General features: G+C 70.4%; 24 protein-coding genes. 23 read left to right on the top strand and 1 reads right to left on the bottom strand.

Annotated features, from left to right (window positions below; genetic code table 11):
* Nucleotides 1–16: 16 nt before the first annotated feature.
* Entirely contained in the window at nucleotides 17–1,270 is a 1,254-nt protein-coding gene (locus CYJ26_RS04535) for an MFS transporter (protein WP_034237250.1), read from the top strand.
* Between the two features lie 25 nt (nucleotides 1,271–1,295).
* Here CYJ26_RS04535 and CYJ26_RS04530 read toward each other — a convergent pair whose 3' ends face one another.
* On the bottom strand, nucleotides 1,296–2,117 hold the full coding sequence (locus tag CYJ26_RS04530) for a spermidine synthase (protein WP_006548754.1): 822 nt from the start codon (nucleotides 2,115–2,117) through the stop codon (nucleotides 1,296–1,298).
* A gap of 22 nt (nucleotides 2,118–2,139) precedes the next feature.
* Between CYJ26_RS04530 and dinB the strand changes: the two genes are divergently transcribed.
* The 22 genes from dinB to CYJ26_RS04420 all read left to right on the top strand — a co-directional run bounded on the left by dinB (nucleotide 2,140) and on the right by CYJ26_RS04420 (nucleotide 25,164).
* Nucleotides 2,140–3,378 (top strand): DNA polymerase IV, encoded by a 1,239-nt coding sequence (gene dinB, locus CYJ26_RS04525; RefSeq protein ID WP_101638037.1) that lies wholly within the window; start codon nucleotides 2,140–2,142, stop codon nucleotides 3,376–3,378.
* A 156-nt stretch (nucleotides 3,379–3,534) separates the two neighbouring features.
* Entirely contained in the window at nucleotides 3,535–3,930 is a 396-nt protein-coding gene (locus CYJ26_RS04520) for a DUF3040 domain-containing protein (protein ID WP_024036562.1), read from the top strand.
* Nucleotides 3,931–4,393: 463 nt separating this feature from the next.
* Entirely contained in the window at nucleotides 4,394–4,825 is a 432-nt protein-coding gene (gene mraZ / locus CYJ26_RS04515) for a division/cell wall cluster transcriptional repressor MraZ (RefSeq protein WP_024034602.1), read from the top strand.
* A 178-nt stretch (nucleotides 4,826–5,003) separates the two neighbouring features.
* On the top strand, nucleotides 5,004–6,095 hold the full coding sequence (rsmH, locus tag CYJ26_RS04510; protein ID WP_006548758.1) for a 16S rRNA (cytosine(1402)-N(4))-methyltransferase RsmH: 1,092 nt from the start codon (nucleotides 5,004–5,006) through the stop codon (nucleotides 6,093–6,095).
* The gene (ftsL, locus tag CYJ26_RS04505) at nucleotides 6,092–6,490 is read left to right on the top strand and encodes a cell division protein FtsL (protein WP_024035228.1); all 399 of its coding nucleotides are present in this window, start codon (nucleotides 6,092–6,094) and stop codon (nucleotides 6,488–6,490) included. The genes rsmH and ftsL overlap by 4 nt, the downstream gene beginning before the upstream one ends.
* Nucleotides 6,491–6,495: 5 nt before the next feature.
* Nucleotides 6,496–8,304 (top strand): peptidoglycan D,D-transpeptidase FtsI family protein, encoded by a 1,809-nt coding sequence (locus CYJ26_RS04500; RefSeq protein WP_101638036.1) that lies wholly within the window; start codon nucleotides 6,496–6,498, stop codon nucleotides 8,302–8,304.
* A gap of 69 nt (nucleotides 8,305–8,373) precedes the next feature.
* Nucleotides 8,374–10,023, top strand: a complete 1,650-nt coding sequence (locus tag CYJ26_RS04495) for a UDP-N-acetylmuramoyl-L-alanyl-D-glutamate--2,6-diaminopimelate ligase (protein ID WP_101638035.1) — start codon at nucleotides 8,374–8,376, stop codon at nucleotides 10,021–10,023.
* The gene (locus CYJ26_RS04490; RefSeq protein ID WP_034237254.1) at nucleotides 10,016–11,509 is read left to right on the top strand and encodes a UDP-N-acetylmuramoyl-tripeptide--D-alanyl-D-alanine ligase; all 1,494 of its coding nucleotides are present in this window, start codon (nucleotides 10,016–10,018) and stop codon (nucleotides 11,507–11,509) included. The genes CYJ26_RS04495 and CYJ26_RS04490 overlap by 8 nt, the downstream gene beginning before the upstream one ends.
* A gap of 4 nt (nucleotides 11,510–11,513) precedes the next feature.
* Complete coding sequence (gene mraY, locus CYJ26_RS04485) at nucleotides 11,514–12,602, top strand: phospho-N-acetylmuramoyl-pentapeptide-transferase (RefSeq protein WP_024034983.1); 1,089 nt, start codon at nucleotides 11,514–11,516, stop codon at nucleotides 12,600–12,602.
* A gap of 69 nt (nucleotides 12,603–12,671) precedes the next feature.
* On the top strand, nucleotides 12,672–14,192 hold the full coding sequence (murD, locus tag CYJ26_RS04480) for a UDP-N-acetylmuramoyl-L-alanine--D-glutamate ligase (RefSeq protein ID WP_101638034.1): 1,521 nt from the start codon (nucleotides 12,672–12,674) through the stop codon (nucleotides 14,190–14,192).
* Nucleotides 14,189–15,454: a peptidoglycan glycosyltransferase FtsW gene (locus CYJ26_RS04475; protein ID WP_006548765.1), complete on the top strand. Its 1,266-nt coding sequence runs from the start codon at nucleotides 14,189–14,191 to the stop codon at nucleotides 15,452–15,454. Before murD ends, CYJ26_RS04475 begins: the two co-directional genes overlap by 4 nt.
* Nucleotides 15,447–16,676, top strand: a complete 1,230-nt coding sequence (locus CYJ26_RS04470) for a UDP-N-acetylglucosamine--N-acetylmuramyl-(pentapeptide) pyrophosphoryl-undecaprenol N-acetylglucosamine transferase (protein ID WP_024036170.1) — start codon at nucleotides 15,447–15,449, stop codon at nucleotides 16,674–16,676. Before CYJ26_RS04475 ends, CYJ26_RS04470 begins: the two co-directional genes overlap by 8 nt.
* The gene (gene murC, locus CYJ26_RS04465; protein WP_101638033.1) at nucleotides 16,660–18,147 is read left to right on the top strand and encodes a UDP-N-acetylmuramate--L-alanine ligase; all 1,488 of its coding nucleotides are present in this window, start codon (nucleotides 16,660–16,662) and stop codon (nucleotides 18,145–18,147) included. Before CYJ26_RS04470 ends, murC begins: the two co-directional genes overlap by 17 nt.
* Complete coding sequence (locus tag CYJ26_RS04460; protein ID WP_006548768.1) at nucleotides 18,144–19,028, top strand: cell division protein FtsQ/DivIB; 885 nt, start codon at nucleotides 18,144–18,146, stop codon at nucleotides 19,026–19,028. The genes murC and CYJ26_RS04460 overlap by 4 nt, the downstream gene beginning before the upstream one ends.
* Before the next feature lie 196 nt (nucleotides 19,029–19,224).
* Nucleotides 19,225–20,478, top strand: coding sequence for a cell division protein FtsZ (gene ftsZ, locus CYJ26_RS04455; protein WP_034237257.1), 1,254 nt, complete (start codon nucleotides 19,225–19,227; stop codon nucleotides 20,476–20,478).
* Nucleotides 20,479–20,585: 107 nt separating this feature from the next.
* Nucleotides 20,586–21,329 (top strand): purine nucleoside phosphorylase YfiH/LACC1 family protein, encoded by a 744-nt coding sequence (locus CYJ26_RS04450; protein WP_006548771.1) that lies wholly within the window; start codon nucleotides 20,586–20,588, stop codon nucleotides 21,327–21,329.
* Between the two features lie 97 nt (nucleotides 21,330–21,426).
* A complete protein-coding gene (locus CYJ26_RS04445; RefSeq protein ID WP_006548772.1) occupies nucleotides 21,427–21,909 on the top strand; it encodes a cell division protein SepF in 483 nt (160 codons plus the stop codon).
* A 17-nt stretch (nucleotides 21,910–21,926) separates the two neighbouring features.
* Nucleotides 21,927–22,223, top strand: a complete 297-nt coding sequence (locus CYJ26_RS04440) for a YggT family protein (protein WP_006548773.1) — start codon at nucleotides 21,927–21,929, stop codon at nucleotides 22,221–22,223.
* A 194-nt stretch (nucleotides 22,224–22,417) separates the two neighbouring features.
* Complete coding sequence (locus CYJ26_RS04435; protein ID WP_034237258.1) at nucleotides 22,418–23,023, top strand: DivIVA domain-containing protein; 606 nt, start codon at nucleotides 22,418–22,420, stop codon at nucleotides 23,021–23,023.
* Nucleotides 23,024–23,112: 89 nt separating this feature from the next.
* Nucleotides 23,113–23,745 (top strand): signal peptidase II, encoded by a 633-nt coding sequence (gene lspA, locus CYJ26_RS04430; protein WP_244902022.1) that lies wholly within the window; start codon nucleotides 23,113–23,115, stop codon nucleotides 23,743–23,745.
* Nucleotides 23,742–24,662 (top strand): RluA family pseudouridine synthase, encoded by a 921-nt coding sequence (locus CYJ26_RS04425; protein ID WP_024035674.1) that lies wholly within the window; start codon nucleotides 23,742–23,744, stop codon nucleotides 24,660–24,662. The genes lspA and CYJ26_RS04425 overlap by 4 nt, the downstream gene beginning before the upstream one ends.
* Nucleotides 24,655–25,164, top strand: a complete 510-nt coding sequence (locus tag CYJ26_RS04420) for a GNAT family N-acetyltransferase (protein ID WP_101638032.1) — start codon at nucleotides 24,655–24,657, stop codon at nucleotides 25,162–25,164. The genes CYJ26_RS04425 and CYJ26_RS04420 overlap by 8 nt, the downstream gene beginning before the upstream one ends.
* Nucleotides 25,165–25,185 lie beyond the last annotated feature (21 nt).

Raw genomic sequence — 25,185 nt, 5'->3', positions numbered from 1 at the left:
AGGACCGCAGCCGGCCGTGCCTCCGCTCGGAGGGGCACGGGCCTGGCTCGTCCTGACGCCAGCGGCCTTCATCTACGTGCTGGCCGTGGCTGCCCGGACCTCCTTCGCTGTGGCCGTGCCGCAGGCCAGCGAGCGCTTTCCCGGCGGCGCGAGCCTGCTGGCGAGCTTCGTCGTCCTCCAGCTGGCTGTCTACGCCCTGGCGCAGGTTCCTGTGGGTCTGTTACTGGACCGCTTCGGCTCGCGTCGGGTCCTCGTGGTCGGCGGCCTGGTAGTCGCCACCGGTCAGCTGCTCATGGCCACCGCCACCTCGGTGCCGGGGGCGGTGGTGGCCCGGGTGCTGGTCGGCGCCGGGGATGCGACTGCCTTCATTGGCACCCTGCGGCTACTGCCTGCCTGGTTCCCGCTGGGCAGCGTGCCGCTGATGAGCCAGCTGGTCTCCGCTTTCGGCCAGCTCGGACAGGTCGTCTCCGCGATCCCCTTCCTCGCTCTCCTCCACGCCCGCGGGTGGACCACGACCTTCGCCACGATGTCTGGGATCGCGATGGCCATGGCGATGACCGGCCTGGCCCTCATCCGTGACACTCCCCCCGGCGTGGGTAGTGCCCAGGTGGGGCGGCGCGAGAGCGTGTGGATCACGATGGGCCAGGTGCTGCGCCACCCGGGTACCTGGCTCGGCTTCTTCTGCCACTGGATCGGCATGTTCCCCGCGGCGGTGCTCACCCTCATGTGGGGCGTGTCCTGGATGACCCAGGGCTTGGGAGTCTCGGTCTCCACCGCCTCGGCAGCGCTGACGGCGAACACGGTGGCCGGGATCGTGGGTGGGATGAGTGCCGGCCTGCTCTCCTCTCGCTTGCCCGGCTACCGCTCCACGATCGTCATCGTCTCGGCGCTCGCCTCGCTGGCCGCCTGGGCCCTCGGCCTGCTGCTGCCGCACCCCGTCATCGCGGCCTTCCTGGCCGCCGTGGTGCTGGGGATGACCGCCCCCTACTCCGGCATCGGATTCGACGTCGCCCGCTCGCTCAACGTCCCCAGCCGGTGGGGCACCTGTACGGGACTGGTCAACACCGGTGGATTCACCGCCACGATTGTGGCCGTCCAGCTGGTGGGCGTCATGCTGGACCACTGCGGAGGTGACCGCTCGGCCCAGGACTTCCGGCTGGCCGTGGCCTCAACCGCGGTGGTGTGGCTGACGGGGATGGTCGGACTGCTCCTCTCGCGTCACGCCACCCGCCGCCACGTGCGCTCGGGGCGCTGGCAGGCCAGCTTCTGACGGCGCCTGCCCCCTGGCCCGGTCATCATGGCCGGGGCAGGGCTGGGTCCTCCTGCTGCCAGGTGCGCACCGGTAGGGGCAGACGCCGCACCGCCCGCTCGATCTGCTCGCGCTCCTGTGCGCTCCACGGACGCTGGCAGGCCACGGCCACGAGGTTGCCGCGGCGCTTGCCGCGTGCGTGGGCGGGGTCAGCGACCACCAGCACCCCCTGGCATACCTGACGCAGGGCTGCCAGGTCCTGCCCCGCCTCGCTGCGGGGCGCAGAGGGCATATTGACCAGGTACACCCCGTCTGGGGCCAGGGCCTGGACGCAGGCGGCGTGGAAGTCCGCGCTGCGGCACGAGGCTGGTACCTGCCCCTGGGCAAAGATGTCACGGACGACGACGTCCCACTCGCCCGGCCTGAGTGTGGGAGCCGCCTGGGCGGCGTCGGCCACCCTGATCCGCAGCCGGGGGGAGCGAGGCAGGTCGAACCACTGGCGCACGTACTGGGCCAGCACGGCATCGATCTCAACGGCCAGCTGTGTGGAGCCGGGACGGCGGGCCTCCCAGGCCCGCGCTAGGGCGCACCCCGCCCCACCCAGGTGAGCGGCCCGCAGCGGGGCCGGTTCGGGCGTGAGTACCTGGAGTACGGCGTTCATCTGCTGCTGGTACTCAAAGTCCAGGTGCCCCGGGTCCCGCAGGTCGATCCAGGAGGACTCGGTCTCGTCCAGGAGCAGCAGCACCCCGCTGTCGCGTCGCTCCAGCCGCGCCGTGGCGTAGCTCGTGGGGACCGGGCCGGCGGGCAGGTTCGCCAGCGCCGGAGCCTGGGGGCCTTGGGAGGTGCGCGAGGGGCGTCGTGGTGTCACAGACGCACGTTAGCCTGGAGGTATGAGTCGAGCACCACGGAACGAGGCCGCACGCCGCTCCTGGGGCGAGGACGACTCTGCCACCCCGATCCTGCACGTGGACATGGATGCCTTCTACGCCTCGGTCGAGCTGCTGGACCACCCCGAGCTCGTGGGTCGGCCGGTGATCGTGGGAGGCACGGACGGGCGTGGTGTGGTCTCGGCGGCCTCCTACGAGGCCCGCGCCTATGGCGTGAGCTCGGCGATGTCCATGAGCCAGGCGCTGCGCCGCTGCCCGCAGGCCGTCGTGCTGCCGGTGCGTCACAGCCACTACTCCCGGGTCTCGCGTCAGGTCATGGACATCCTCGAGCAGGTCACGCCAGTGCTGGAGAAGGTCAGCGTGGACGAGGCCTTCCTCGACGTCTCCGGCGCCCAGCGCCGTATGGGCCCACCGGTGCGCATCGCCCAGTGGATCCGCTCCACCATCCGCCAGAGCCTGGGGCTGCCTGCCTCCGTGGGGATCGCCTCGACCGAGTTCGTCGCCAAGCTCGCCTCCTCCCACGCCAAGCCAGACGGTCTGCTCCTCGTACCGGCCTCGGCCACCCAGGACTTCCTCAACGTGCTGCCCGTGGGAGCGATGTGGGGGGTGGGGGACAAAAGCGCCCAGGCTCTGGCCAGGTGGGGGATCACGGACGTACGGGCCCTGGCTGCCACGCCGGTGACCCAGCTGGAGAAGATCCTTGGGGCTGCCGCCGGCCGGCACCTGTGGGAGCTGGCCCATGGCATCGACCCGCGGCCGGTGACCGTGGGGCGTGCGGAGAAGTCCGTGGGCACCGAGTCCACCTTTTTCGACACCCTGACCAGCCGGGAGGACGCCCGTCGGGTCCTGCTGGACCAGGCCCACCAGTGCGCCGCGCGGCTGCGTGAGGGAGGGATGCGCTCGCGCGTGGTGGTCCTCAAGGCTCGCGGTGCCGACTTCACCACGCTCACGCGCTCGCGGACCCTGAGCGCGCCGACGGACCTGGCACGAGACATCTTCGCCGTCGTCCAGGCCCTGCTGTCCGCCCTGCCGGTGCCCGCCGGTGGCTACCGGCTGCTGGGAGTGCGGTGCGAAGGGCTCACGCGCAGCGACGACGGCGTCCAGCTGGCCCTGGACGAGGACCCTCGTCGTGGGGCCCCGGAGCGGGCGGCTGACGCCGTGCGCCGTCGGTGGGGCGCGGCGGCTGTGGGGCCGGCGAGCCTGCTGCCGGCCAGGGCGCCCGAGGCCAAGCCGCCGGCGTGAGGCAGGGGAGGGCTCCGGTTTCCGTTCCGTGACGGCAGGCGCCTATTGTGGTACCTGCCGGGCTTGACCCGCTTCGTCAGCGCCGACCCTGTCCGGGGTCAGGCGGTCAGTGGGTCCGGGCCGCACTACTGCGACGTCACGGAAGCGAGGGAAGCCATGGCACTGTCAGAGCGCGAGCAGCAGGTGCTGCGCGACCTCGAGGAACAGCTCCACGAGGACGACCCCACGCTGGTGACCTCGATGCAGCAGGGCGAGCAGCGTCTGGCGCGGCTCTCGCCCCGGCACGTCGGAGCCGGCGTCGCCCTTCTCCTGGTGGGCCTGACGGTGGTCATCGTCGGCGTCGCGGTCGGCCACCCCCTGGCCTCGATCCTCATTGGCGTGGCGGGCTTCGCGCTGGCGGTGTGGGGAGTGACCCTCATGCTCACGCGCCCTGACCACGCGCGAGGCTCCCGCGGCCGCGCGCACCGACCGGCGGGTCGCCAGGCTCGCGCCGGCTCCTTCATGGATCGTCAGTCCGAGCGCTGGGAACGGCGGCGCGACTCCGAGCGCTGACGACCTCGCATTCCTGACGTATCACAGGCTTCGCCCCTCACGGGCGGGGCCTGAGTGCTATGTGACTGGTTCCTGCCTGGGCGAGGCCGGGTCCGCTGGCGTCCACCACTGTCCTCCACCACGCCCCCTCCACTTTCCTCCACCGCGGATCCGTCACGGGCCTGCGCGGGTGCGATGTGGCGTACGGAGCCGGGCTCATCTTGGCGCTGTCTGGCGGGGCCGGCCGGCGTAGGCGCGGTGCGGCGTCCTGCTGTGCCTGGCAGCGCCCTGTCCGCTCGTCTGCGACGCGCCGAAGGGCCGTGCTCCCGACGATCTCCTCCACTTCACTCCACCGTGTTTTTCCCTAGAAATCTGCGGATCTGGAGGAAAGGGGGAGTGTGTTTTCCTTTGAATGTGGGTGAAAGGGGAGGGAAGTGGAGTACTGTGGGGCGCACTGGGTCGTCGAGGGGAAGGAGTGGTCCCGGTGTTCCTGGGTACTCACGCCCCTCGCCTTGACGACAAGGGCCGGCTCATCCTCCCGGCCAAGTTCCGCGAGGAGCTGGCTGGGGGAGTGGTGCTGACCCGTGGTCAGGAGCACTGCCTCTACGCCTTCACCACGGCCGAGTTCGAGCGCATGTACGCCCAGCTGCGCGAGGCCCCCCTCGCGCAGAAGCAGGCTCGCGACTACATCCGCGTCATGCTCTCGGGCGCCGACTCCCAGATCCCGGACAAGCAGGGACGCATCACGCTTCCCGCGCCGCTGCGTGCCTACGCAGGCCTGTCCAAGGACCTGGCTGTGATCGGTGCGGGAGCCCGCGTGGAGATCTGGGACGCCCAGGCCTGGCAGACCTACCTGGAGGCCCAGGAGCAGGTCTTCGCCGACACGGCTGAGGAGATCATCCCCGGCTTCTTCTAGGCCGGGCCACAACTGCACACCACCCCGGGCGCACCGCGCCCACGGCAGGCCTCGTGAGGTCTCTACCCGAGCTGGAGTCCGACGCCACTTCCCCGGCGCCGGAAGGACGGGTGGAGTCCTGGCGAGACTTTCCGGCCATACCGGTCACCCGTTCGCGACGCCTGGAAAGGAGGAGCACATGTCCCACGCGCCACTGACGAACCGGCCTGAGTCTGATGACGACGTCGCGGCGCAGGCGGCTGCCCGCCACACTCCGGTGCTCCTGCGCCGCTGCCTGGACCTGCTGGCACCGGCCATCGAGGAGGCGCCGGCCGAGCCGGTCATGATCGACTGCACGCTGGGTATGGGTGGGCATACCGAGGGGGCGCTGCGCCGCTTCCCTAGGCTGCGAGTCATCGGCATCGACCGTGACAGCCAGGCCATTGCCCTGGCCAGCGCGCGCTTGGCCCCCTTCGGGGACCGTTTCACGGCGGTGCGCGCCACCTATGACGAGGTCGAGGCCGTCGCCCACCGCTTCAGCCAGGACGGCGAGGGCACCGTGGACGCGGTGCTCATGGACCTGGGGGTCTCCTCACTCCAGCTCGACGACGTCGAGCGTGGTTTTTCTTACGCGCGCCCGGCGCCCCTGGACATGCGCATGGACCAGTCACAGGGAATGACGGCCCAGGAGCTGCTCGACGGCGCCGAGCCGGGTGAGCTCGTGCGCATCCTGCGCGCTTACGGCGAGGAGCGTTTCGCTCCGCGCATCGTCGAGGCGATCGTGCGACGCCGCAGCGCCGGCCATCCGGTCTCCTCCACCCAGGAGCTGGCTGAGCTCGTGCGTCAGGCGGTGCCGGCGGCGACCAGGCGCACCGGAGGGCACCCGGCCAAGCGCACCTTCCAGGCCCTGCGGATCGCCGTGAACGCTGAGCTGGACGTCCTGGAGAGGGCTGTGCCGCGTGCGCTCAACAGCCTGCGGGTTGGTGGCCGCTTGGTCGTGGAGTCCTACCAGAGCCTGGAGGACCGCATCGTCAAGCAGGCCATTGCTGCTGGCACGCGTGCATCCGTCCCCGATGACCTGCCGTTCGTGCCCGAGGGCGCCGGGGCCTACCTCCAGGCTCTGACTCACGGCGCTGAGCGGGCAGACGAGGCCGAGCTGGCGGCTAATCCTCGCTCGGCCCCGGTGCGGCTGCGTGCCGCGGTGCGACTGCGCCCCGCCGACCAGGCCCCGGCCGCGGAGCCGAAGCCCTTGACCACCACCCGACGACGACAAGGAAGGAAGACCCGGTGAGCGCCACAACCGCCCTGCGAGCCCCCTCCCGGCGTCCTGAGGCGACGCCGCAGGAGCGCCCTGCCCTCTACGTCGTGCGAGGGATCGCTCCTGCTCGTTCCACGGTTCCCTTCATCATGGTCGTTGTGCTGATCCTGGCCGGCGCGCTGGCTGCCTCCATGCTGCTCAACGCCTCCATGGCGGCCACCGCCTTCCGTATGCAGTCGGCTCAGGTCGAGCTCAACGTCGTCAACGACCACATTGACACCGTCCGCTCCCAGGTCCAGGACGCCTCCGCAGCCGACCACCTCACCCAGCGCGCCACCGAGCTGGGGATGGTGCCGGCCGCCGCGCCGGGTGTGGTTGACCTGGGCGGCTCGCAGCTGTCGGCCGGGCAGGCCGCGACCGCGAAGTAGCAGCAGTGAACCCCAGTCGCCGTCGTGCACTTCAGCTCTTCGGTCTGGCCGGCTTCAGTGTGCTGACCGCCCGGACCGCCTGGCTCCAGGTCGTCGAGGGGCCGGCCTTGGCGGACAAGGCCAAGGCCGAGCGGACGATCACGTGGGTCAACCGCGCCCAGCGCGGCCAGATCCTGGGGCGCGACGGCGCGGTACTGGCGACCTCGTCGATCTCCTACGACATCGGAGTCAACCAGGTCAGGATTGCCCAGTACGAGCACAAGGAGGACCGTGAGGACCCGGCCACCGGGCGCACGGTGAGCACCGTCGTCGGGTATGGCGCGGTGGCGGCGGCCGCTCAGATTGCGCCGATCCTGGGGGTGGACGCCCAGGAGCTCGGGGCGAAGATGGTGGGGGAGTCCACCTACGTCGTCATCGCCGAGGCCGTCGCACCGGACACCTGGCGCCAGATCAAGGCGCTGGAGATCCCCGGCGTCGAGCCAGACCAGCGCACCAGGCGCAGCTACCCGGCCGGCCGGGTCGCGGGCAACGTGGTGGGCTACACCTACGAGGGCAAGGCGCGTGAGCTCATCGGCTCCGCCGGCCTGGAGCTGACCCAGAACAAGGCCCTGACCGGGGTGGACGGGCGCGGGAGCGTCGAGATCGGCAAGACCGGCGCCATCATCCCCACCGGTGAGCATGATGAGGTCGCCTCCGTGCCAGGCACGGCAGTGCGCACGACAATCAACCCGGACCTGCAGGCCGTGGCCCAGGAGGCGATTGACGAGGTCGTCCAGGCCCAGGGCGCGGACTGGGGCAGCGTCGTCGTCATGGAGCCGGCCACGGGCAAGCTCCTGGTCCTGGCGGACTCGCGCTCGGTGGACCCCTCCGACCCAGGTGCCACGGCGGAGGAGGACCGCAACGCCCGCAGCGTCCAGGCCATCTTCGAGCCAGGAAGTGTGGGCAAGGTGATGACCTTTGCTGCTGCCCTGGACAAGGGCGTCCTCACCCCCGAGGACCAGATCACGGTCCCCTACACCTGGACCGCTCCGAATGGTCAGAGCTTCCGCGACTCCCACGAGCACGCTACCCAGGTCCTCACCGCGGCCCAGGTCCTGGCCGAGTCCTCCAACGTCGGCACGGTTCAGATCGGTGATCGTGTCTCAGACGCTGACCGCCACGCCATCATCGAGCAGTTCGGCTACGGGCAGCTGACTGGGATCGAGATGCCGGCGGAGTCCGAGGGCATCCTGGGCGACTACGCCCAGTGGGACGCCCGCACTCGCTATACCACCATGTTCGGCCAGGGCATTGCGGGTACCTCCCTCCAGGCCGTCCAGGTGCTGGCGAGCGTGGCGAACAAGGGGGTCCGGGTGGCGCCGCGCGTCATTGACGCCTGGATCGACGCCGAGGGGAAGGAGACCGACCAGACCCAGCCTGAGGGCGTGCGGGTGATCTCCGAGGCGAGCGCCACCACCCTGACTGAGATGCTCATCGGGGTGACGCAGGAAGGCGGTACCGCCGAGTCGGCCTCGATCGACGGCTACCTGGTGGCGGGCAAGACGGGAACCACCGAGATCCTCACCGAGCCAGGCACCGTGGCCTCTTTCGTGGGCTTCACCCCCGCGCGCGACCCGGCCATCGCGGTGGCCGTCATCGTCTACCGGCCCGATGGCACCTACGGTGGAACCGTGGCGGCCCCGGTCTTCCGCAAGATCGCCCTGGCCTGCATGCACTCCCTGGGTATCGCCCCGGACCCGATGGTCATCGCTGCCAAGGCGGCCGCTGAGGCTGACGCTCAGGCGGCCAAGGCGGCCCAGGACAGCCAGGGCTGAGGAGCAGGACGAGGGCACGCGTGCCCGCCTGTCCCTGTGGCGGGCACGGTCACGATAGATTGAGGAACCATGAGCAATCATGCCTACGAGTCGGCAGCAGCGCTGCGTCCGCGTCACTGTGCGCCGACCGCCCTGGCTGACCTGGCCCACACGCTGAGCCTTGAGGTGGCGGGTGACCCCGCCGCTGACCTTGACCAGGTCCTGATCCACGGCGTGAGCGTGGACTCTGGCGATGTCGCTCCCGGTGAGCTGTTCGTGGCCCTGCCGGGCTTTCGTCGGCACGGGGCCGAGTTCGCCGCGCAGGCGGTAGCCGGTGGGGCGGTTGCGGTCCTCACGGATGCCGACGGCGCAGCGCGCCTGGGCGCGAGCCTGGGACAGGTCCCGGTGCTCACCCACCCCGATCCGCGTGCGGTGGTGGGCCCCCTGGCCGCCGAGGTCTACCACCACCCGGCGACCCACCTGACGACGACGGCCGTGACGGGGACCAACGGCAAGACGACGACCACCTACTTCCTCCAGTCGATCCTGGCCGCGCACCTGGGTCAGTGCATGATCGCGGGCACCGTGGAGCTGAGCGTGGGCACGCAGTCGGTGGAGTCCCCACGCACCACGGTCGAGGCCCCGGTGCTCCAGCGCATGATGGCGCTGGCGGTCGAGGAGGGCGTCAAGGCTGCCAGCCTGGAGGCCTCCAGCCACGCCATCGTGCTGCACCGGCTGGGTGGGACCGTCGTCGACGTCGCCGGCTTCACCAATCTTCAGCGTGACCACCTCGACTTCCACCACACCATGGAGGAGTACCTGGAGGCCAAGGCTCGCCTCTTCACCCCTGAGCACGCCCGCCGCGCGGTGATCTGCGTGGACGATCGGTGGGGGGCTGCGCTGGCAGAGCGTGTGGCGGACCGCGGGGCCGTGCCGGTGGACCGGGTGCGCGCCTACCCCGCCCAGGACAGTGAGGACCCTGCCCAGGGCGCGCAGTGGTGGGTGAGCCAGGCCAAGGCTTCGATGACCCAAGCCGCCACCACCTTCACCCTCCACGGGCCCGATGGTGAGCAGATCGAGGCGCTGTGCCCCCTGCCAGGGCTCGTCAACGTCCAGAACGCGGCCCTGGCCCTGGTCATGGCCCTGCGCGCGGGGGTGGCGCAGGACACTGCTGTGCAGGCCCTGGCCCACGCCCACAACATCCCGGGGCGTATGCAGCGCATCAGCCAGCGCGACGGGCGCCGGGGGACCTGTATCGTCGACTTCGCCCACACCCCGGAGGCGATGGACCTCGCGCTCAAGGCGGTACGTGAGATCACTCCGGGCCGGCTCATCGTGGTCTTCGGTTCCGACGGCGACCGTGACCAGGGTAAGCGGCCGCTGCTGGGGCAGGTGGCGGCGCGTCTGGCCGACGTCCTGGTGGTCACCGACGAGAATCCGCGCTCGGAGGACCCGCAGCTCATCCGTGACGCCGTCCTGGCCGGGGTGCGTTCGGTGCGCCCGGGCCTGGAGGACGTCGAGGAGATCACGACCTGGCGCGGTGACGCCGTGCGCCGCGGGGTTGAGCTGTGCGGGCCGCAGGACACCGTCATCGTCACCGGCAAGGGGCACGAGCCCTTCCTGGAGATGGCTGGGGAATTCATCCGCTACAACGACGCCCCCGTCATGCGCGAGGCTGTCGAGGCCAAGTGGCCTGCCCGCACGGGCGCTGAGGCATCAACCGGGAGCGAGCATGAGTGACCGTACCCTGCGTGAGATCGCTGCGATGACGGGGGGAGTGCTCCTCGCCCCCGGCGGTGACGAGGCTGGTGGATCGCTCCAGGCTCACGATGGCGTCACGCGCGTGACCGACGTCGTCACCGACTCCCGGCAGGCGGCAGAGGGCTCGCTCTTCGTGGCGATCGTTGGTGAGCGCACCGACGGCCACCGCCACGTGCCCCAGGCGGCGGCAGCAGGTGCTCGGGCCGCTCTGGTCAGCGACGTCGAGGCCGTGCGCGCCGCGATGGCTGAGGCCGGTCGCGACCCTGAGTCCCTGCCGTTGGTGATCGTCCCAGACACGGTGGCCGCGCTGGGCGGCCTGGCTCGCTCCCACCTGGCCCAGCTGCGCGAGCAGGCCAGCTCCCGGGGCGAGACCCTGAGCGTGGTAGCGATGACGGGCTCGGTGGGCAAGACCACCACCAAGGACCTCACCCGCCAGATCCTGGCCGCCCAGGCCCCGACCGTGGCGCCGGTGGCCAGCTTCAACAACGAGATCGGCCTGCCGCTGACTGTGCTGCGAGCAGACCACACCACCCGCTACCTCGTGCTGGAGATGGGGGCCTCGGGCAGCGGGCACATCGCTTACCTCACCTCGATCGCGCCTCTGGACGCGGCGGCCGTGCTCATGATCGGGCACGCCCATATGGGCGGCTTCGGCTCCGTGGACGGCGTGGCCCGGGCCAAGAGCGAGATCGTGACCGGCCTGCTGCCCACCGGGGTTGCCGTGCTCAATCTCGACGACCCGCGCTCGGCGGCTATGCGTGAGCTCGCCCCGGGCCGGGTGCTGACCTTCTCCGCCAGCGGCGACCCGCGCGCCGACCTGCGCGCGAGCGCCGTCGAGCTGGATGAGCAGGCCCACGCCGTGCTGGACCTTCACCTGCCGGGTGCCCGGCCCGAGCGCCTACGGTTGGGACTGCCCGGGCGCCACAACGTCACCAACGCCCTGGCTGCCGCCGGACTGGCGCTGGCTGCCGGGCTGGATCCCTCCCAGGTCCTCCAGGCGCTGGCGGGTGCCGGCCTGGAGAGCCCGCACCGCATGGACGTGCGTGAGTGCGGCGGGGTGCTGGTCATCGACGACTCCTACAACGCCAACATCGATTCCATGACCGCTGCGCTGGAGGCGCTGCCGGCCCTGGCCGGCCAGCGACGCCGTGTGGTCATCATCTCCGAGATGCTGGAGCTGGGCAGCGCGAGCCATGCTGACCACACGCGAACCGGTGAGCTGGCGGCTGCTGCAGGCGCCCAGGTACTGGTCACCATCGGCCAGGGCGCCGCACCCGCCGCGCAGGCGGCGCGCGCGGCGGGGGTGCATACTATCGAGCTGCCAGATGCCCAGGCCGCGATCGAGCTGCTGGACGGCGGCCACTCACCCCTCAGGCCGGCGGACGCCGTCCTGATCAAGGGATCTCATGGTTCGGGCGCCTGGCGCGTGGCTGACCACCTGACCGCCACTGACAAGGAGGACTAGCCTGATGACTGCGATCCTCGTTTCCGCCGCGGTGGGGCTGATGGTCTCGCTGCTGGGGACCCCACTGCTCATTCGTTTCCTGCACGCGCGCGAGTACGGCCAGTTCATCCGTCAGGACGGCCCTCAGGGCCACTTCACCAAGCGCGGCACCCCGACGATGGGCGGGCTGGTCATCATCGCCGCCACGGTCCTGGGCTACGCGGTGGCCAACCTCGTGGAGATGCGGGTACCGCGGGCCTCGGGAGTCCTCCTGCTCTTCCTCGTGGTCGGACTGGGCCTGATCGGCTTCCTGGACGACTTTGAGAAGATCTCTCGGCAGCGTTCCCTGGGCCTCAAGGCCTGGCAGAAGATCGTGGGCCAGGCCCTGATCGGGATCGGCTTCTCGGTGGCGGCGCTCTTCTTCGCCGATCGCAACGGCCTGACGCCGGCCTCCACACGTATCTCCTTCGCCCGCGACTCCGCGATCGACCTGGCAGCCGGAGGGATGGTGCTGGGCATCATTCTGTTCGTCCTGTGGGCGAATTTCCTCATCACCGCCTGGTCCAACGCGGTCAACCTCACCGATGGTCTTGACGGCCTGGCAGCGGGAGCCTGCGCCATGGCCTTCGGTGCCTACACCCTCATTGGCGTGTGGCAGTCCAACCAGTCCTGCCAGTACGCCCACACCGACACCGTGGCCACCATGTGCTACCAGGTGCGTGACCCGCGCGACCTGGCCATGATCGCTGCCGCCCTCATGGGAGCCTGCTTCGGCTTCCTGTGGTGGAACGCCTCGCCTGCCAAGATCTTCATGGGGGACACCGGCTCCCTGGCCCTGGGAGGGGCCTTCGCCGGGCTGTCGATCCTGACCCGCACCGAGTTCCTCGCCGTGGTCATCGGTGGGCTGTTCCTGGCCGAGGTCCTCTCCGACGTCATCCAGGTCGCCTCCTTCAAGGCCACGCGCAAGAGGGTCTTCCGTATGGCTCCGATTCACCACCACTTCGAGCTGCTGGGGTGGAGCGAGGTCAATGTCGTCATCCGCTTCTGGATCGTGGCCGGGGTCTGCGTGGTCGCCGGGCTCGGGCTGTTCTACGCGGAGTACTGGATGGCCTGACCACACCGGCAGGAGGACCAAGGATCTGTCTCCTCCCGCACAACCCCTGATCCGTACCAGCGAGGAGCCGTGAGCACCACGAACACCGTCACCCCTGAAAGCGCAGACATCATCAAGGACCTGGTCGGAGCCCGGGTGGGCGTTGTGGGGCTGGGGCGTACCGGCACCGCCGTCGTCGAGGTCCTGTCAACCCTGGGTGCGCAGGTGAGCGTCTTCGACTCCCGCCCCGACGCCCTGGAGGCCCTGCCGGCAGGGGTGAAGCCTGCCTCGGTCGCCGTGGGCGAGGCGCAGGCGGTGGCTGAGGCGATCGCGGGCTCGCAGCTGCGGTTGCTCATCGTTTCCCCGGGCGTGCCGGCCACCGGCGCGGTGGCGCGCTCCGCGCGAGATCGTGGCATCGAGACCTGGAGCGAGATCGAGCTGGCCTGGCGCCTGCAGCGCTCCACCCACCCTGAGGTCCCCTGGATCACGGTGACCGGCACGGACGGCAAGACGACGACGGTCGGGATGCTCTCGGCCATCCTCACCGCTGCTGGGCTTGAGGCTCCGGCAGTCGGCAATATCGGCGTGCCCACGATCTCCGTAGTCGCTGCTGGAGGCGCGCAGGCGCTGGCCGTAGAGCTGTCCAGCTTCCAGCTGCACACGACTCATAGCCTCAGTCCTCTGGCCGCGGCCTGCCTCAATCTCTCAGCCGACCACCTGGACTGGCACGGTGGCATGGAGGCCTACGCCGCTGACAAGTCCCGCGTCTACACCCACGCCCAGCGCGCTGCGGTCTACAACCTGGCTGACCCTGCGACACTGCGCATGGTCGAGCAGGCCGACGTCGTCGAGGGCTGCCGCGCGATCGGCTTCGGCCTGGGAGCCCCCGGGCTGGGGCAGGTTGGACTGGTTGAGGACGTCATGGTTGATCGTGCCTGGCACCCGCGGCGCCACCATGAGGCCGCCGAGCTGGCCACGTTGGCGGACCTGGCCCACCTGGCACCTGGAGGCGAGGTGGACCGCCTGCCGGCTCATATCGCTGCCGATGCCCTGGCCGCTGCCAGCCTGGCGCTGGCCCACCCCCAGGTCCAGGCGGACCTGGGCGCGGTGGCGCGGGGACTGCGTGCCTTCACCCCTGGTGCGCACCGGCTGGTCACGGTGGCCGAGGGGGCCGGCGTGACCTGGGTCGACGACTCCAAGGCCACCAACGCCCACTCCACCCAGGCCGCGTTGAGCTCAGTGCGCCCGGGCAGCGCGGTGTGGATCGTCGGAGGGGACACGAAGGGAGCCGACCTTCACGAGCTCGTGGCTCGCGTGCGCCCCTACCTGCGCGGCGCCGTCGTCATCGGAGCCGACCCGACCCCGGTGCTCCAGGCGCTGGAGGACGAGGCGCCTGACCTGCCTCGTCGCGTGGTGCCTGCGGCCAGCGCCCGCGAGGTCATCGAGGAGGCGGTCCGGCAGGCCTCGGCCATGGCACAGGAGGGAGACACGGTCCTGCTGGCACCTGCGGCGGCCTCCTGGGACCAGTTCACCAGCTACGCCGAGCGCGGTGACATGTTCGCCCAGGCCGTGCGTGCCCAGGCTGGCGTGGACCAGGACCGCCAGCCATGAGCCAGGAACAGCCCGCGCCGCGCCCGCAGCGCTCCCGGCCTTGGTGGCGGGTCCTGACCGGACCCGATGGCCCGGTCCCGGGTGAGAGGGCCTCGCTGACCTACTACACGCTGCTCATTGCCTCACTCTTCCTCCTGGTCCTGGGCCTCATCATGGTCTTCTCGGTCCAGTCCGTCACCGTGGCGGCCCAGGGAGGCAACGCCTACGCGGCCTTCGCCCGCTACCTCGTCATCGCGCTGGTCGGGCTGGCGGCCATGTTCGCGGCCTCCCGGGCCTCCGTGCCCCTGCTCAAGCGCCTGACGCTGCCGGTCCTGGGCGCCTCGATGGCGTTGCAGTGCCTGGTCTTCGTCCCAGGCGCCAGCCGCTGCGCCGGTGGAAACTGCAACTGGGTGGCTGTGCCCCTCATCGGCACCGCCCAGCCCTCGGAGTTCATCAAGCTGGGGCTGGCGCTGTACACCGGATGGGTTGTTGTGCGTCACGGGGGCAGGTTCGGCTCGGTCAGGAGCACCCTGCTCATGCTGGCTCCCGCGGCCGTGGCCATCATGCTGGTCATGGGCGGTGGAGACCTGGGGACCGTGGTCATCATGGTCATGCTCATGGCCGGGGCACTGTGGATGGCGGGACTGGGCCGGGGCTGGTTCCTGGTCCTGGGCGGTGTGGGGCTGGTGGGCTTTGCCGGCGGAACCATGCTCTCGGCCAACCGTCGTGCGCGCATCATGGCCTGGCTCAATCCGGAGGGCTCTGATCCTCTGGACGTGGGCTACCAGCCTCTCCACGGCCGCTACGCCATGGGCACCGGAGGCTGGGGCGGGGTCGGCCCAGGGTCCTCGCGTCAGAAGTGGGGGTACCTGACTCAGGCGGACTCCGACTACGTCTTCGCGGTCCTGGGCGAGGAGCTGGGACTGGTAGGCACCGTCGTCGTCATCGTGCTCTTCGCGGTGGTGGGCTGGTGCTGCGCGCGCATTATCCGCCGCAGCAACGACCTGTACGTCAGTGTGGTCACCGGCGGCATCATGGCCTGGATCGTGGGCCAGGCACTGGTCAACATGAGCGTGGTGGTCGGGCTCCTGCCGGTGCTGGGCGTGCCGCTGCCACTGATCAGCGCCGGCGGGTCCTCCCTCATCTTCGTGCTCCTGGCCATCGGCGTGCTGCTGTCCTTCGCGCGCCAGGAGCCCGGCGCGCCCGAGGCCTTCGCCGCTCGGGTGGGAGCGATGCGTCGTAGCCTGTCCGTCGTCACATCTCGCAGGAGGAACCGTGCCTGAGACCCAGGACCACCCGCTTCGCGTGCTGCTGGCCGGAGGAGGAACCGCCGGTCACGTCAACCCGCTGCTGGCCACGGCCGCGGCGTTGGGCGAGCCCGGCCTGGCCGGCAGCCGGGACGCCGAGCTGCTCGTGCTGGGCACCAAGGAGGGGCTGGAGGCAGACCTCGTCCCGCAGGCCGGCTACGAGCTGGCACTCGTGCCGCGTGTGCCCATGCCTCGGCGGCCCGGGCCTGCTCTGGTCAGGCTTCCGGCGCGCCTGCGTGGTGCCGTGCGTGCGGCTCGTGAGGCCATTGAGCGCGTCGAGGCCGACGTCGTGGTCGGCTTCGGCGGATACGTGTCCACCCCGGCCTACCTGGCTGCGCGCCAGGCAGGGGTTCCGGTGGTCATCCACGAGCAGAACGCCCGCCCAGGGCTGGCCAACCGGCTGGGAGCGCGCTGGGCCAAGGCGGTGGCGCTCACCTTCGCCTCCACCCCGCTCGCCGCGCGCCACGGGCGCACGGAGGTGACCGGACTGCCTCTGCGTCCGGCGATCGCTGATCTCGTTGCCTCTCAACGCTCTGCGCAGCTCAAGGCACGCTCCCGCGAAGAAGGTGCCCAGGCGCTGGGCCTGGACCCCAGCGCCCCCACGCTGCTGGTCACCGGTGGCTCCCTGGGCGCGCAGCGTCTCAACGAGGTCATGGCCGAGTCCCTGGCGTCCCTGCCCGAGGGGCTCCAGGTGCTGCACCTGACCGGACGCGGCAAGGACGCCGCGGTGCGTAGCGCGTTGGAGGGTGCCGTGGCGGCCGGTGCGGTTAGTGCTGAGGCAGCAGGGCGCTACCACGTCCTGGACTACCTCACGCAGATGGAGCAGGCCTATGCCTGCGCCGACGGCGTCATCTGCCGCTCCGGCGCGGGCACAGTGGCCGAGCTGACTGCTCTGGGCCTGCCGGCGCTCTACGTGCCCCTGCCTGTGGGCAACGGGGAGCAACGCCTGAACGCGGCCGACGTCATCGCCGCCGGTGGCGGGCGGCTCGTGCCCGACGCCGAGCTCAACGTGGCCCAGGTGCGTGCCTTCACGCAGGTGCTCACCGATCCGCAGGCGCATGAGGCCATGGCGCAGGTCGCTGCCTCGACCGGGGTGCGTGACGGCGCAGCGCGGCTGGCTGATCTCGTACGGCAGGTCGCTGGCACCGGTGACCGCGTAGCCGGGAGCGAGGAGAAGAGTGATGACGACGCAGCATGACCACACGACGGCGGACCTGGCCGGTTCCTCCTTCCACCTCATCGGGGTGGGGGGAGCTGGCATGAGCGTCCTCGCCCAGCTGTTGGCCGAGCAGGGTGCGCACGTCACCGGCTCTGACGCGCACTCCAGCCCGGCGCTGGAGCAGCTGCTCGCCCAGGGCCTGGAGGTCCGGGTGGGCCATGACGCCGACGCGGTGCCCCCCGAGGCCACGGTCGTGGTCTCCACGGCGATCAAGGAGACCAACCCCGAGCTGGTCCGGGCACGTGGCCGTGGCCAGGAGGTCATCCACCGCTCTCAGGCCCTGGCCCTGGCCGCGCGGGGGCGGAGCATGGTGGCGGTGGCCGGGGTCCACGGCAAGACCACGACCTCTGGCATGCTGGCCGAGGCCCTGACCGAGCTGGGCTGGGACCCCTCTTTCGCCATCGGGGGAGTCGTGCGGGCGCTGGGCAGCGGTGCCCATCTGGGGGCCGGACAGGTCCTTGTCGCCGAGGCGGATGAGTCTGACCGCTCCTTCCTCAACTACGCCCCTGCGGTCGAGATCGTCACCAACGTCGAGCCCGATCACCTGGACACCTACGGCACGCGCGAGGCCTTCGAGGAGGCCTTCCTCGACTTCTCGCGGCGCCTGGTAGCCGGAGGGCTTCTCATCGCCTGTGCCCAGGATCCGGGAGCCCTGCGCCTGGCTCGTGCCGCGGCTGGTGAGGGCCGGCGAGTGGTCACCTACGGCAGCCTCAGCCCGGCTGAGCTACCCGACCAGGACCTGGTCGGGCTGGCTCACGTCGAGTTGGAGGTTGAGGAGCACCCGGCTCAGGGCACGCGCTCGCGCCTGACCCTGTGGACGACGCCGACCAGCCACGACGAGCCGGTCAGCCTTGAGCTCTCAGTGCCTGGTGAGCACGTGGCCCTGGACGCGGCGGCGGCCTGGGCCTGTGGCGTGGAGCTGGGAGCGCAGCCCCAGGCCATGGCCCGTGCCCTGGGAGCCTTCGGAGGGACCAAGCGGCGTTTCGAGGATCGCGGCGAGGTTGGCGGGGTGCGTGTGGTTGATGACTATGCCCACCATCCCACCGAGATCCAGGCCTTGGCGACGGCGGCTCGTGAGGTGGCCCAGGCGCGCGGAGGCCGGCTTCTCATCCTCTTCCAACCTCACTTGTTCTCCCGGACCCAGGCCTTTGCCGAGCGCTTTGGTCAGGCGCTGAGCCTGGCTGATCTCGTCGTCGTCACGGCCGTCTACCCGGCTCGGGAGGCCCAGGAGGACTTCCCGGGGGTGAGCGGGCGCACCGTGAGCGAGCACGTTCCTGGTTGTCGCTACCTCGCTGACCGCGTGGAGGCGGCCCGCAGCCTGGCCGACGCGGCCCAGAGGGGGGACCTGCTGCTGACCGTCGGGGCGGGTGACGTCACCGAGATGGGCCAGGTGATCCTGGACCGGCTGGCCGAGCGTGGCCTGGACGGTCCTGGCGGGGAGGCCGCGTGAGGAAGCCCAGCCCGCCGCGGCCCGAGCCTGGCGCTGAGGTCGCCGGCCACGGCGAGGTGTGGCGGCAGGAGACCAGCGCGGACCTGTCCGTGTTCGCACGCCGCGGGGAGCGCAGCGAGACCGGGCTCGGCCAGGCACGCGACCGTGTGGTCTCTACCGGCCTGGCTGACCGGCTGGCCGAGCGGCGTCGTGCGCTGCGCACGCTGCGACGCCGTCGGGTGTGGATGGCTGGTGCCGTCCTCATCCTCGTCCTCGCCCTGGCGTGGACGGTGCTCTGGTCTCCGTTGCTCGGGCTGCGTGGCTCTGAGATCACGGTCTCCGGCTCGGACTCCAGCGTCTCGACCGAGCAGGTGCGTGAGCTGCTTCAGGACCAGGAGGGAACGAGCCTGGTGCGGCTGGACCTGCGGCAGGCCGCACGGACCGTGACGGACGGGCTGGTGCGTGTGCGCTCGACGCAGGTGACGCGTTCCTGGCCTCACGGCTTGACCGTCTCCCTGACCATGCGGGTGCCGGTGGCCGTGCGGCAGGTCGACCAGTCCTACGAGGTACTCGACGGCGACGCGGTGGTCCTGGAGACCACGGACACCCCGCCTGAGGGTCTGGTGAGGATCACGGATCCTGAGGACGGTGGGCTCAGCGGCACCCAGGTGGCCGCGGTGGCCCAGGCCGTCGGCGCGCTGGACGTGGCGACCCGAGCCCAGGTCGCCTCTGGATCGGCCTCGTCATCGGGGCAGGTCACCCTGGTCCTGACCAGCGGGGCGAGCGTGCAGTGGGGGGACACTGAGGAGATGGCGCTCAAGGCGCAGGTGCTCAAGGTGCTGCTGGCCCAGGAGGCCAGCGTCTACGACGTCTCCTCGCCACACAGCCCGACCACCTCGTGAGCTGGTGAGCGGCAGACGGTGACCGGACGGGAGGTGCGGAACACGCGTCGAACACGCCGAGGCAAATCCGCGGCGCGCGGCGCGACGGACCATAGCGTTACTCCCGTCATCGAGAGAATGACATAAGTATATACCTCAACTTGAGGTTGAGGGTCGGGGAGCCCTTGCGGCTCGGTACCAAGCGCGGAGGCACACAGTGGCGGAGTCCCAGCACTACCAGGCAGTTATCAAGGTGGTGGGCGTCGGCGGTGGCGGCGTCAACGCCGTCAACCGCATGATCGAGTCCGGGCTGCGCGGTGTGGAGTTCATCGCCGTCAACACCGATGCCCAGGCACTGCTCATGTCTGATGCGGACACCAAGCTGGACGTCGGCCGTGACCTGACCCGAGGCCTCGGAGCCGGAGCGGACCCCTCCATCGGTCGCAAGGCGGCTGAGGACCACGAGGATGACATCCGTGAGGCCCTGGACGGCGCGGACATGGTCTTCGTCACCGCCGGTGAGGGTGGTGGCACCGGCACCGGTGCGGCCCCCGTGGTCGCCCGGGTCGCCCGCGAGCTTGGCGCGCTGACCATCGGCGTGGTGACCCGTCCCTTTGCCTTCGAGGGACGTCGCCGCGCTACCCAGGCTGACGACGGCGTGAAGAACCTCCGCGAGGCCGTCGACACCCTTATCGTCATCCCCAACGACCGGCTGCTGCAGATCGCCGACCGCGGCATCAGCGTCGTCGACGCCTTCAAGCAGGCCGATCAGGTTCTCCTCCAGGGTGTCCAGGGCATCACCGAGCTCATCACCACCCCGGGTCTGATCAACGTCGACTTCAACGACGTCAAGTCCGTCATGCAGGACGCCGGCAGCGCCCTCATGGGCATCGGCTCGGCCACGGGGGAGGGGCGTGCGCTGGCCGCCACCGAGCAGGCCATTGCCTCCCCGCTGCTGGAGTCCTCGATCGACGGCGCTCACGGCGTCCTGCTCTTCTTCCAGGGTGGCTCCGACCTCGGCCTGTTCGAGGTGTCTGAGGGGGCTGAGCTCGTGCGCGAGTCGGTCCACCCTGAGGCCAATATCATCGTCGGTGCGGTGGTCGACGGCGCGCTGGGCGACGAGCTGCGCGTGACGGTGATCGCGGCCGGCTTTGACGCTGAGCCCGTCTCTGCCGGCAGCCTGGAGGGTGCGCTCACGCGTGAGAGCCGGGCCAAGGCGCAGGCCAAGCCGGCCGGCGCTGCAGCGCCCCAGACCCCGGCCCGCGGCGCTCACGCCGCCGAGAACCCCGTGTCCCGGCCGGCGCCGCAGGTCTCCAGCCCGGCTCCGGCGGCTCCCACGGCCCCCACCAGCGAGGTGCCGGCCTACGTTGACGACCTCGCCCCCGAGGCGGCCGTGGAGCTGGAGGTTCCCCGGCTCATGGGCGCCGACGCCGAGTCCGACGAGATCGACCTGCCTGACTTCCTGCGCTGAGCACGTTCATGACGCCTGACGCCCCCTCGCCCCGGTCCGCGCCCGAGGCAGGGGGCGTTGGTGCACCCCTCCTCCTGCCCCTCGACCTCGGTCCGGCAGCCCGAGGCGTGTTCACTACCCGCTTGTGGCCCGGTGACACTGCCTCGCACCACGATCCCTACCGGGGTCTCAACCTCGCGGCGCACGTCGGAGACAGCCCCGAGCACGTCCAGGCCGCCCGGCGCGCCCTGGAGCTGGCGCTGGGGCTGGGGCAGGGAGCCGACGGCGAGGTGGGGCCGGGGGTGGTGGCCTGGATGGACCAGGTGCACTCCGCCGTCGTCGCCACCGCCTACCGCGCTGGGGGACGTGGGGACGTGCCGCGAGCCGATGCGCTCATCCTGGACCGAGCGGACCCGCGGTGCGAGGGCGTGGCTGGGGTCGGGGTCCTGGTGGCCGACTGCGTCCCGCTGCTCCTGGCCTCCCAGGACGGACGCGTGGTGGCAGCTGTGCACGCGGGTCGTCGGGGCATGCTCGACGGCGTGGTGGCTGCAACGCTGGACGAGCTGGAACGGCGCGGCGTGGGTGCGGGCCAGCTGTGGGCCGCGATCGGTCCGTGTATCTGCGGGCAGTGCTACGAGGTGCCCGAGCAGATGCAGGCCGCGAGCCTCGCCCGCGAGAGCGAGTGCGGCTCGCGGACCCGGTGGGGTACCCCGGGGCTCGACGTCGCTGCCGGGGTCCAGGCGCAGCTGGCGCGGGCCGGAGTGGAGCACGTGGTTCGTGGCGGGTGGTGCACCTGGGAGGACGAGCGCTTCTACTCCTACCGGCGCGAGCCTGTGACCGGACGTATGGCCGGTGTGGTCCTGGCGGGATGATGACACGCCGAAACCAATCGAGGGCAGGACGGTGCGGCACCGATAACGTCGTGCTGTCCGGACCGCCCCAGGACCGGCAGGACACAGGAGCGAACACATGAGCGGCGCGCTGCGCAAGATGACGAACTTCCTCGGATACTCCGAGCCCGCTGAGGACTATGACGAGGGCTACCACGAGGCCGGTGGCGCCTATGACACCTACGCCGCCCCCGCCGTCGCCGACTCTGCCCAGGAGGCTGAGGACTTCGCCGACTACGCGGGTCTTGAGGACTCTGGTACCGCGGCCGGGGCGGGTGCGGACCTGCGCCGGATCGTCACCGTCCACCCCTCGACCTACAACGAGGCGCGTGTCATCGGCGAGTCCTTCCGCGATGGCGTGCCGGTGATCGTCAACCTGACCAACATGAGCGAGTCCGACGCCCGCCGCATGGTGGACTTCTCCGCCGGCCTGGTCTTCGGGCTTCACGGCGCGATCGAGCGTGTGACCCCGCGCGTGTTCCTCCTGACCCCGGCTACCGTGGAGACTGACGGCGGCCAGGGGGCCACCGTCTCCCACGACCGCTTCTTCAACCAGAGCTGAGCGGGGCGAGGGCCGCGGTGCTGGTTCCGATCGTCTCGATCCTGCAGAGCCTGCTCAGCCTCTACATCCTGGTCCTCCTGGGCCGGGTGGTGCTGGACTGGATCCAGGTCTTCTCCCGGCAGTGGAGGCCACGTGGCCTTGTGCTCGTCCTGGCGAACCTGGGCTACGCGCTCACGGACCCACCGCTGAGGTGGCTGCGGCGCGTGGTCCCGGTGCTGCGTGCCGGTGGGATGGGCATCGACCTCAGTTTTATCGCGCTGTACTTCATCATCGTCGTCCTCCAGGTTGCCCTGGGGATGGTGGCGAGAATCTGACCGTGCCAGGGGGCCTGCGCTCCGGCTCCCAGGCAGGTACCAGGGTCGCGATATGCTGGTGCCCTGAGAGGGATCCTGATCCTGACACTCTGTTCAATATCACCTGAACCTTAAGTTCAGGTACTCTGTTCGCATGAGTACCCGGTCGAACCGGTGCTCGTGACATTTTCCGTAACGACACCGAGGTGACGACTATGACGCTGCTGACGGCAGACGACGTCCTCAACAAGAAGTTCCAGGCGACGAAGTTCCGCGAGGGCTACGAGCAGGACGAGGTTGACGAGTTCCTCGACGAGGTCGTCGAGGCGATGCGTCAGCTCGAGGCCGAGAATGCCGACCTCAAGGCGAAGCTCGAGGCCGCCAACGCTCGGCTTGCCGATGCCAGCGACGCCCCCCACGAGGCTCCTGCCCAGGCCCCGGTTGTCGAGCCGGCCGTCCAGGCTGCTCCTGTGGCTACCCCGGAGCCGGCCGTCGCCGGTGGTGAGGAGCCGGTGGCTGCCTCCGGCATGCTGGAGCTGGCACAGCGTCTGCACGACGAGCACGTTGCCAACGGTAAGGCCGAGGGCGAGCGTATTGTTGCCGAAGCCCGTACCACGGGTGAGCAGATCGTCCGCGAGGCTGAGGACCAGCGCAACCGCACGCTGGCCCAGCTGGAGAAGGAGCGCTCCGGCCTGGAGCACAAGATCGACGAGCTGCGTCGCTTCGAGTCCGACTACCGCACCCGCCTCAAGAGCTACCTGCAGGGTCTGCTGACCAACGTCGAGGACGGCGTGGGCTCCGGCAGCTCCCCGTCGCTGTGAGGCGACACAGCTGACCACCTTGTGAGGGCGGCGTCCCGTGCCGGGACGTCGCCCTTGCGCGTGAGTGAGAAAGGACTGCGAGCCCCGCTATGACACCATCCTCAGCCCGGCCTCGTGGCAGGCGTGCTGCGGCGCCAGCGCGCCTGCGGCTGCAGCGTCCCTCTGGCTACGTCCTTGCTCTGTGGCTGGTGGCGATCGTCGTGGTCCTCGTTGACCAGCTGACCAAGGCCTGGGCCGCCTCGGCCCTGGCCGACGGGCACCGGGTGGCGCTCCTGGGTGACCTGCTGGGCCTGGTGCTCGTGCGCAACCCGGGGGCCGCTTTCTCCTTCGCCACCGGCCAGACCTGGATCTTCACCGTCGTCGCCGTGGTGGTGACGGTGATCGTGCTCCGCGCCTCGCGGCGCCTGGCCTCGCGCTGGTGGGCCGTGACGCTGGGGCTGGTGCTGGGCGGCGCCGTCGGCAACCTCATCGACCGCTTGGTCCGCTCTCCCGGTGTCTTTCGGGGACATGTGGTCGACTTCATCGACTACGGCGGCTACTTTGTGGGCAACGTCGCCGATATCGCGATCGTCGTGGCGGCGGCGGCGATCGTCGCGCTGTCCGTCTACGGCCTGGAGCTGGACGGCAGCCGTTCGTCTGGAACCCGTCAGGACGGGCCAGACGAGCTGGACAAGCCGGACGAGCTGGACGGCGAGGGGACCGGCCAGGAGCAGGCCTCGTGAGCATGCGTCTGCTGCCTGTCCCAGACGGACTGGTGGGCGAGCGCGTGGACGCGGCCCTGGCGCGCATGACCGGCCTGTCGCGCTCCAAGGTCTCCGAGCTGTGCGCCCAGGGCGGGGTGCGGATGGACGGGGCGGTGCTGGGCAAGTCGGATCGATTGGTGGCCGGCAGCCTTATTGAGGTCGACCTGCCTGATCCTCGCCCGCTGGGCCCCGCACCCACGCCTGTGGACGGCATGAGCCTGGTGTATGAGGACGAGGACATTGTCGTCGTCGACAAACCGGCCGGGATCGCGGCCCACCCCTCGATGGGCTGGGACGGGCCGGATGTGCTCGGTGCCCTCAAGGCCATGCACGTCCAGGTGGCCACCTCCGGGGCCGCTGAGCGTCAGGGGATCGTCTCGCGCCTGGACGTGGGCACCTCGGGCGCCATGATCGTGGCCAAGGGCGAGAGAGCCTACTCGGTGCTCAAACGAGCCTTCCGTGAGCACGAGGTGGACAAGATCTACCACGCCCTGGTCCAGGGCCACCTTGACCCCTCCTCCGGGACGATTGACGCTCCTATCGGGCGCCACCCCAGCCGAGAGTGGAAGATGGCCATCATCGATGGCGGACGCGAGTCCGTCACCCACTACGACGTCATTGAGTCGATGCCGGCCGCCGACCTGGCGGAGATCCACCTGGAGACCGGGCGTACCCACCAGATCCGCGTGCACATGTCCGCCGTCGGCCACCCCTGCGTGGGCGACGAGACCTACGGTGCGGACGCAGCCCTGTCCCAGCGCACGGGCCTGGTGCGCCAGTGGCTCCACGCGCACCGTCTGGGACTGGCCCACCCGATCACAGGAGAGTGGATGACCTTCGTCAGTCCGTACCCCGACGATCTCGTCCACGCTCTGGAGGTGCTGAGGTATGCCTGAGACGGTGAGGATCCTGACGGCGCGCGGTGACGGCGTCGGGGAGCAGGCTGAGCTGGTGCACGCAGGTGCAGGCCTGGTGCGCCTGGAGGTCTTCGTCCGGGAGCAGAACGTGCCCCTCGTCCTGGAGATCGACGCGCGTGACTATGAGCCGACGACGGTGCACGTCCTGGCGAGTGCTCCTGACGGCACGCCCCTGGGCACAGCGCGCCTGCTGATCGACCCCGATGATCCTGGCCAGGCGCACCTGGGACGGCTGGCCGTCCGGCGCTCGGCGCGGGGGACGGGCCTGGGCGCCAGGCTCGTGGCCGCCGTCGAGCAGGCAGCCGTGGAGCTGGCGACCGGGGACGGTCCGAGCGCCCCGGACAGGGTGCGGATGGTGCTGTCCGCCCAGGAGCAGGCGATGGGTTTCTACGCACGCTGCGGCTATGCCCCGGTGGACGGGCGTCGGTACCTCGACGCCGGGATCTGGCACCAGGACATGGCGAGGTTCCTCACCCGCTGAGGCCCGGCTCCCGGCCCTAGG

The sequence above is a fragment of the Actinomyces urogenitalis genome, assembly GCF_002861525.1.
GTDB classification, from domain to species: Bacteria; Actinomycetota; Actinomycetes; order Actinomycetales; family Actinomycetaceae; genus Actinomyces; species Actinomyces urogenitalis.
The sequence above is the reverse complement of the archived record's forward strand: the minus strand, read 5'-3'. Positions and strand labels throughout refer to the sequence as shown.